Annotated in this window: 5 protein-coding genes and 1 pseudogene; 4 read left to right on the top strand and 2 right to left on the bottom strand. The window is 72.1% G+C overall.

Going from position 1 to position 7591, the window contains the following annotated elements; genetic code table 11:
- Positions 1–175 precede the first annotated feature (175 nt).
- Positions 176–1522 (bottom strand): extracellular solute-binding protein, encoded by a 1347-nt coding sequence (locus ABZU46_RS30060; RefSeq protein WP_354863046.1) that lies wholly within the window; start codon positions 1520–1522, stop codon positions 176–178.
- A 19-nt stretch (positions 1523–1541) separates the two neighbouring features.
- The gene (locus tag ABZU46_RS30055; RefSeq protein WP_354863044.1) at positions 1542–2672 is read right to left on the bottom strand and encodes a LacI family DNA-binding transcriptional regulator; all 1131 of its coding nucleotides are present in this window, start codon (positions 2670–2672) and stop codon (positions 1542–1544) included.
- A gap of 238 nt (positions 2673–2910) precedes the next feature.
- On the opposite strand from ABZU46_RS30055, the gene ABZU46_RS30050 reads away from it, so the two are divergent.
- The 4 genes and pseudogenes from ABZU46_RS30050 to ABZU46_RS30035 form a co-directional block, all read left to right on the top strand.
- On the top strand, positions 2911–4239 hold the full coding sequence (locus tag ABZU46_RS30050) for a Gfo/Idh/MocA family oxidoreductase (protein WP_354863042.1): 1329 nt from the start codon (positions 2911–2913) through the stop codon (positions 4237–4239).
- Positions 4240–4262: 23 nt separating this feature from the next.
- Entirely contained in the window at positions 4263–5696 is a 1434-nt protein-coding gene (uxaC, locus tag ABZU46_RS30045) for a glucuronate isomerase (RefSeq protein ID WP_354863040.1), read from the top strand.
- The gene (locus tag ABZU46_RS30040) at positions 5693–6997 is read left to right on the top strand and encodes an enolase C-terminal domain-like protein (RefSeq protein ID WP_354863038.1); all 1305 of its coding nucleotides are present in this window, start codon (positions 5693–5695) and stop codon (positions 6995–6997) included. The genes uxaC and ABZU46_RS30040 overlap by 4 nt, the downstream gene beginning before the upstream one ends.
- A pseudogene (locus ABZU46_RS30035) lies at positions 6988–7591 on the top strand (mannitol dehydrogenase family protein); the annotation flags it as partial. The gene ABZU46_RS30040 and the pseudogene ABZU46_RS30035, both read left to right, overlap by 10 nt.

The following is a 7591-nucleotide window of genomic DNA, read 5'->3' as shown; positions in this document are numbered from 1 at the left end:
CCTGACAACAACCCCCCCAAACTCAAACCCCCCCCCCCACCGCGTGCGGGGGGCCGCGGCCGCGCCGCCCCCCCCCGCCCCGCCCCCCCCCCGGCCGGATCCGGGGCCGCGTCGGGTCGGGTCGGGCGCCGTGGTCAATGCCACGAACAGCTCCTCTCCTCGCCTCGTGCGGCGGTCAGGCGATGGCGGACTTGCACGCCTCGACGAACTGGGCGGCGGCCTGCGCGGACGTGGCCCGGCCGTACTGCACGTTCTCGGCCGCCTTGACCAGCTCGGACTTGACCTTGCTGTGTCCCTTGATCGGCACCTGCGGGGACTGGCCGAACTTCTGCGCCAGCTCGGTCTCGACCACGATGGACTGCTTCATCGCCGGGTCGGTGGTGTCGTCGCTGACCACCCGACGCAGGTCCAGGTTGGACGGCAGACCGCGGTCGGTGCCGAGCAGCTTGACCGCCTCCTGGTCGTTGTTCAGGAAGTTGATCACGTCGACCGCGACGTCCTTGTTCTTGCTGCCCTTGAAGACCGACCAGTACATGGAGGCCCGGGCCCACTGCGCGCTGGGGTCACCGGGATAGGCGACGACCCCCAGCTCGTCCTTGGTGTTCTTCTTCAGGTCGGGCATCTGGTTGGCCCAGACCCAACTGGTGCCGGCCTTGCCGGTGACCACCAGTTGCTTGGTGACGTCGCTGGAGTTGCCCTCGTGGATGACGTCGGGGGTCGGGGTGGCCTTGCGGTCGCGGGCGCCCTTCCACAGGTCGAACCACGCGGTCACATCCTCGGCCGTGAAGCCCAGCTCGTTGCCCTTGTAGAGGTCCTTGCCCTGCTGGCGCAGCCAGATCCAGTACGCCTTGTAGTCGGCGCTCGGGTCCTGGGTGCCGGGCACCTTGGTCTTGGCGGTGACCTGCTCGGCCCAGGCGATGTGCTGCTCCCAGGTCATCCCGGTGGTGGGCTCGGGCAGGTTGTGCTTGGTCAGCAGCGTCTTGTTGTAGACCAGACCCTGGGTGTTCTCCCCGGCGGCCACCCCGGCGAGCTTGCCATCGACCACGCCGTACTCCAGCAGGCTCTTGGGGAACTTGGTGACGTCGAGCTTGCCGGAGTCCTGGTAGCTCTTCAGGTCGAGGGTGGTGCTGCGGGCCGCGTACTCGGCGAGGTAGTTGTCGTCGATCTGGAACAGGTCCGGCGGGTTGCCGCCGGCGGTGAGCGTGGCGAGCTTGTCGAAGTAGCCCTGGTTGGCCTGCCAGGTCTTCTCGAAGGTCACGTTCGGGTGCTTCTTCGTGTAGAGGGCCAGGGCGTCCTCGGTCAGCTTGGCGCGGGCGTCGCCGCCCCACCAGAAGATCGAGAGCTTGACCGGGGCGTTCGGGTCGGCGGCGCCGCCGTCGTCTCCGCAGGCGGCGGCGCCGAACATCAGCGGCGCGGCGACGGTCGCGGCGAGCAGGCCGCGCAGGAGTCGCCGACGGGGCACCGGGGTACCGTGATGGCGCCCGACGGGCGTGTCAGTGGTGGGGGGCGTTGCGGGGTGCATGTGCGCTCACTCCTCGGCATTAGGAGGCGACGGCGTCACCGGTGGCCGCGGTCGGGACGCCCGGGCCCGCAGGGCAATGCGGGTCCGGGCCAGGCGGCGCGGCCAGGGGACGTGCCGGTCGGGCGTGCGGGCCCGGGCCGGTCGAGTCGCGGATGACCAGGTCGGTCTGGAGCATTACCTGTGCGGTGGTACGACGGACGCCGAGCGCCGTGCCGGCACCGGGGCCCCGCGCGCCGCGCGGTGACTCGATGTCCTGTTGCAGCAGCATGTCGACGGCCGTCCGGCCAGCGGCCCCGGTGGGTGTGGCCACCGTCGTCAGTTTGGGGCGGGTGAGCCGACTCAGGGCGATGTCGTCGACCCCGACGACGCTCACCTCCTGCGGCACCCGGACCCCGAGCGCGTCCAGCCCCTCGATGAGGCCGATCGCCATCAGGTCGTTGTAGGCGAGCACGGCCGTCACGCCACTGCGCCGCACCTGGTCGGCGACGGCGAGGCCGCCGGTCTCGGTGGGCGCGTTGGGGCCGAGCACGGTCAGCTCCGCGCCGCCGCTGCGGGCGGCCGTGGCGGCGGCGCGGCGCATCTCCCGGTTGGTCCACGAGCTGCGGGGGCCGCCGAGCAACGCAATGCCGCGGTGACCGAGACCGATCAGGTGCTCGATCGCCGCCCGGGCGCCCTGCCCGACGTCCATCAGCACGCAGGGCAGGCCGGTCACCTGGCGGTTCACCACCACCAACGGCACCTCCCGGCTGAGCTGCTCGATCAGGCTATTGCTCATCCGTGGGCTGCACAGCAGCACCCCGTCGACCTGCTTGGCGAGCGCGTGGACCAGTTCCTCCTCGGCGGTCGGGTCCTCGTTGGTGTCGGCCACGAAGACGTGGTAGTCGCGATGGCGGGCCTGGCTCTCCGCCGCCTTGATCAGCGGCGGGAAGAACGGGTTCGCGATGTCCGCGATGATCAGGCCGATGTTGTGCGTCCGCCCGGTGATCAGGGCCCGGGCGGCGCGGTTCGGCCGGTAGCCCAGGTCCTCCGCGCAGGCGAGCACCCGGACCCGGGTCTCCGGGTTGACCAGGTGCGGGGCGGAGAAGGTGCGGGACACGGTGGAGATGTGCACCCCGGAGGCGCGGGCGACGTCCCGGATGGTGACTGGCACGGCGGGCCCTTCGTCCGATGTGGCGACGGTCACGTGGGTGCCGCCAATTAATGCAAACGGTTGCGCCAGTGTCAACGGTCAATGGTTGCGGTTCTGTTGCGTCGACGCTCCCCGTGGTGACCTACAACGCCGCAAACACTGACATTTATCGCCGATTGCGCCGTTGGCGTTGACGCGATCGCATCGATCGTGGTTACTTCACTGCAAACCTTTGCAGGGATCACCTGGGGGCGACCACATGTCACCGAGATCCGACGGGCGAGTCCGGTACGCCGTCGTGGGCACCGGCGCACGGGCCGAGATGTTCGTCCGGGCCCTGGTGCTCGACCACGCCGACACCACCGAGCTGGTCGCCTTCACCGACGTGAACCAGGCCCGGATGGACGCTCACAACCGCTGGCTCGCCGAGCTGGGCCACCGCCCGGCGCCGACGTACCCGGCCGGTGAGTTCCGGGCCATGCTGGACAAGGAGCGGGTCGACGTCGTGCTGGTGACCAGTGTGGACGTCACCCACGACGAGTACGTGGTGGCCGCGCTGCGCGCCGGCCGGGACGTGGTCACCGAGAAGCCGATGACCGTCGACGCCGCGCGCTGCCGACGCATCCTGGACGCGGTGACCGAGACCGGCGGCCGGGTGACGGTCGCCTTCAACTACCGCTACAACCCGCTGCACGAGCAGGTCCGCCGCCTGCTCGCCGACGGCGCGGTCGGTGAGATCGGCTCGGTGCACTTCGAGTGGCTGCTCGACGTTCGGCACGGCGCCGACTACTTCCGGCGCTGGCACCGCGACAAGGCCACCTCCGGCGGGCTGATGGTGCACAAGGCCAGCCACCACTTCGACCTGGTCAACTGGTGGCTGGGGGCCACCCCGGTCGAGGTGTACGCCGCCGGCCGCCTGTTCTTCTACGGCGAAGACGGTCGCCGGCACGGCTACGCCCGCGACTACGAGCGGGCGTACGGCTCCCCCGCCGCCGTCGACGACCCGTTCGCGCTGCGGCTGGACGCCCACCCCCGGCTGCGCGAGCTGTACCTCGACGCCGAGGCCGAGGACGGCTACCAGCGCGACCGCAACGTGTTCGCCCCGGGCGTGAGCATCGAGGACGACATGGCCGTGCTCGCCCGCTACTCCACCGGCGCCACGATGACCTACCACCTCACGGCGTACGCCCCCTGGGAGGGCTACCGGGTGATGGTCAACGGCAGCCGGGGTCGCCTGGAGCTGGAGGTGACCGAGAACGACTTCGTCGACCGGGGCACCGCGGGCGCGGTCAAGGGCGCCGCGCTGCACGGCGTCGAGGCGCCGGCCGAAGGGGGCGGCGCGACGCTCACCCTGCGCCCGTTCTGGGAACCGCCCCGGCAGATCCCCGTCGAGGGTCGTACCCGACACGGGCACGGCGGCGCGGACGCCCGGATGACCGCCGTGCTCCTCGGCGGCCAGCCCGATCCGCTGGGCCGCGCCGCGACGGCCGACGACGGCGCGCTGGCCCTGCTCACCGGCCTGGCCGCCAACCGGTCCTTCGAGACCGGGCAACCGGTCCGGGTCGCCGATCTGCTCACCCCCCGCTGACCACCGACGAGGAGCCCAGCCCCGTGCCGACGTCCGACCACACCGACCTGCTCCTGCCCTCCGAGCCCGGGCAGCGCGCGATCGCCCGGGAGCTGTACGCCCTCGCGGCGCAACAGCCGATCATCTCGCCGCACGGGCACGTCGACCCGGCCCTGCTCGCGCAGGACCAGCCCTTTCCAGACCCGGCGCGGCTGCTCATCGTGCCCGACCACTACCTGACGAGGATGCTGCTCAGTCAGGGCGTCCCCCCGTCGGACCTGGGCGTGCCGACCCGCGACGGAAGCCCGACCGAGACCGACGGGCGGGTGATCTGGCGGCGCTTCGCCGCGCACTGGCACCTGTTCCGGGGAACCCCGTCGCGGCTCTGGCTGGAGCAGACCTTCCGCACCGTGTTCGGGGTGCAGACTCCGCTCGGCCCGGCCACCGCCGACACCGTCTACGACGAGATCGCGGCCCGGCTCGCCGAGCCGGACTTCCGGCCCCGGGCGCTGTTCGAGCGGTTCGGAATCGAGGTGCTCGCGACCACCGAGTCGCCGCTGGACGACCTCGCGCAGCACGCCAAGCTCGCCGCCGACGGGTGGGGCGGGCCGGGCGGCCGGGTGGTCACCACGTTCCGCCCGGACGACGTGGTGGACATGGAGTACGAGGGCTGGACGTCCAACGTGGCGCGCCTCGGCGCGCTGACCGGCGAGGACACCGGCACGTACACCGGTTATCTGGCCGCGCTGCGGGCCCGGCGGGCCGCGTTCATCGCGGCCGGGGCGACCTCGTCGGACCACGGCCACCCCACCGCCCGCACCCTGGACCTGACCCCGGCCGAGGCCGCCCGCCTGTACGACCGGGGCCTGCGCGGCGCGGCCGACGCGGCCGACGCGGAGACGTTCCGGGCGCACATGCTCATGGAGTTCGCCCGGATGTCGCTCGACGACGGCCTGGTCATGCAGCTGCACCCCGGCGCGGTGCGCAACCACAACCGCTGGCTGTACGACCGGCACGGCCGCGACGTGGGCGGCGACGTGCCGCAGGCCACCGAGTACGTGCACGCGCTCGCGCCGCTGCTGGAGCGCCACGGCAACGACCCCCGGCTGCGGGTGGTGCTCTACACGCTCGACGAGGACACCTTCACCCGTGAGCTCGCGCCCCTCGCCGGCGGCTACGCCGCGCTGCTGCTCGGCGCGCCCTGGTGGTTCCTCGACTCTCCCGAGGTGCTGCGCCGGTTCCGGGAGGCGGTCACCGAGAGCGCCGGCTTCTACAACACCACCGGGTTCGTCGACGACACCCGGGCGTTCTGCTCCATCCCGGTACGCCACGACGTGGCCCGCCGGGTCGACGCCGGCTTCCTGGCCCGGCTGGTCGCCGAGCAGCGGCTGCCGCTGGACGAGGCGGCCGAGACGATCGTCGACCTGGCGTACCGGCTGCCCAAGCGGGTCTTCAACTTCGGAGGGGTCGACCAGTGAGTGTCACCATCACGTCCGTCGAGGTGCACGACGTACGGTTCCCGACCGCCGCGCGGGGCGACGGGTCCGACGCGATCAACCGGGGCGACTACTCGGCGACGTACGTCGAGCTGGGCACCGACGCCGGGGCGGTCGGCGCGGGGTTCACCTTCACCAACGGCCGGGGAAACGAGATCACCTGCGCGGCGGTGCGGGCGCTGGCCCACCACGTCGAGGGTCGTACGGTCGAGGAGATCGCGGCCGAGCCCGTGGCGTTCTGGCGCTCGCTCAGCGCCGACGTGCAGTTGCGCTGGCTGGGGCCGGAGAAGGGCGTCATCCACATGGCGACCGGCGCGCTGGTCAACGCCGTGTGGGACCTGCGGGCCAGGATCGCCGGCAAGCCGATGTGGCGGTTCCTCACCGAACTGCCCACTGACGAGCTGGTCGCCAACGTCGACTTCAAGCACATCACCGACGCGCTCACTCCGGACGACGCGGCGGCCATCCTCGACAAGGGACGCGACGGCCTGGCCGACCGACTGAGCACGCTCGAACGTGACGGATTCCCTTCGTACACCACCTCGGTCGGTTGGCTCGGCTACCCGGACGACAAGGTGCGGGCGTTGACCCGGCAGGCGTACGACGACGGGTGGCGGGCGATGAAGATGAAGGTGGGCGGCCCGCTCGCCGACGACCTGCGCCGGGCCCGGATCATCCGCTCCGAGATCGGCCCGGACGCGCTGCTGATGATGGACGCCAACCAGGTGTGGGACGTCGACGAGGCGATCACGGCGATGACCGCCCTCGCGGAGGTGGACCCGTACTGGATCGAGGAGCCGACCCACGCCGACGACATCCTCGGTCACGCCCGGATCGCCCGCGCCGTGGACGAGCTGACCGGGGGGCGGTGCCGGGTGGCCACCGGCGAGGTCGCCGCCAACCGGGTGATCTTCAAGCAGCTGCTCCAGGCCGAGGCGATCGGCGTGATGCAGATCGACGCGTGCCGGGTTGGCGGCGTCAACGAGGTCCTGGCCGAGCTGCTGCTGGCGGCGAAGTTCGGGGTGCCGGTCTGCCCGCACGCCGGCGGCGTCGGCCTCTGCGAGTACGTCCAGCACCTGGCGATCTTCGACTACCTGCGGGTGGGCGCCACCCTGGACGGTCGGATGATCGAGTACGTCGACCACCTGCACGAGCACTTCGTCGACCCGGTACGCACCCGCGGCGGCCGCTACCTGCTGCCCGACCGGCCCGGTTACAGCGCCAACATGAAACCGTCGTCGATCGCCGAGTTCCGCTTCCCGGACGGTCCGGCATGGCGGTGACCGTCGGCGCGTCCCGCCTCGGCCTGGGGGTGCTGCGCCACCTGCCCGTCGAGTCCCGTCCCCTCATCCGGCCGGGCACCGTGCCGACGGGCGTCGTACACCTGGGGTTGGGGGCGTTCCACCGGGCGCACCAGGCCGTCTACACCGAGGCGGCGGTCGGCGCGGCCGGCGGCGACTGGGGCATCATGGCCGTCGCCCCGCGCAGCACCGCAGTGGTCGAGGCACTCACCGCGCAGGACAACCTGTTCAGCGTCAGCGCCCTGTCCGCCGCCGGCACCACCACCCGGGTGGTGGGCGCGCTCAGCGGCGTACGGCATGCTCCCAGCGACCCGGACGCCGTGGTGGCGTTGCTCGCCGACCCGGCGGTCCGCGTCGTGACGCTCACCGTCACCGAGAAGGCGTACCACCTCGATCCGGTGACCGGCCGACTGTCCCCGGACGCCGCGCTCGCCGCGGACCTCGCCGGTCGTCAGGCACCGGCGACCGTGCCGGGGCTGCTGCTGCGCGGGCTGGCCGCCCGCGCCGCCGCCGACGCCGGACCGCTGGCGCTGGTGAGCTGCGACAACCTGCCGGCCAACGGCCGGCGGCTGCGCG

Origin of the sequence: Micromonospora sp. NPDC005197 (assembly GCF_040608295.1) — a bacterium.
Lineage (GTDB): Bacteria > Actinomycetota > Actinomycetes > Mycobacteriales > Micromonosporaceae > Micromonospora.
Note: the sequence above shows the minus strand (reverse complement) of the source record. Positions and strands in the feature narration are given on the sequence as shown.

Coding starts and splice junctions, on each gene's coding strand:
- ABZU46_RS30060 (WP_354863046.1), bottom strand. CDS start 1,522: ATGCACCCCGCAACGCCCCCCACCACTGACACGCCCGTCGGGCGCCAT.
- ABZU46_RS30050 (WP_354863042.1), top strand. CDS start 2,911: ATGTCACCGAGATCCGACGGGCGAGTCCGGTACGCCGTCGTGGGCACC.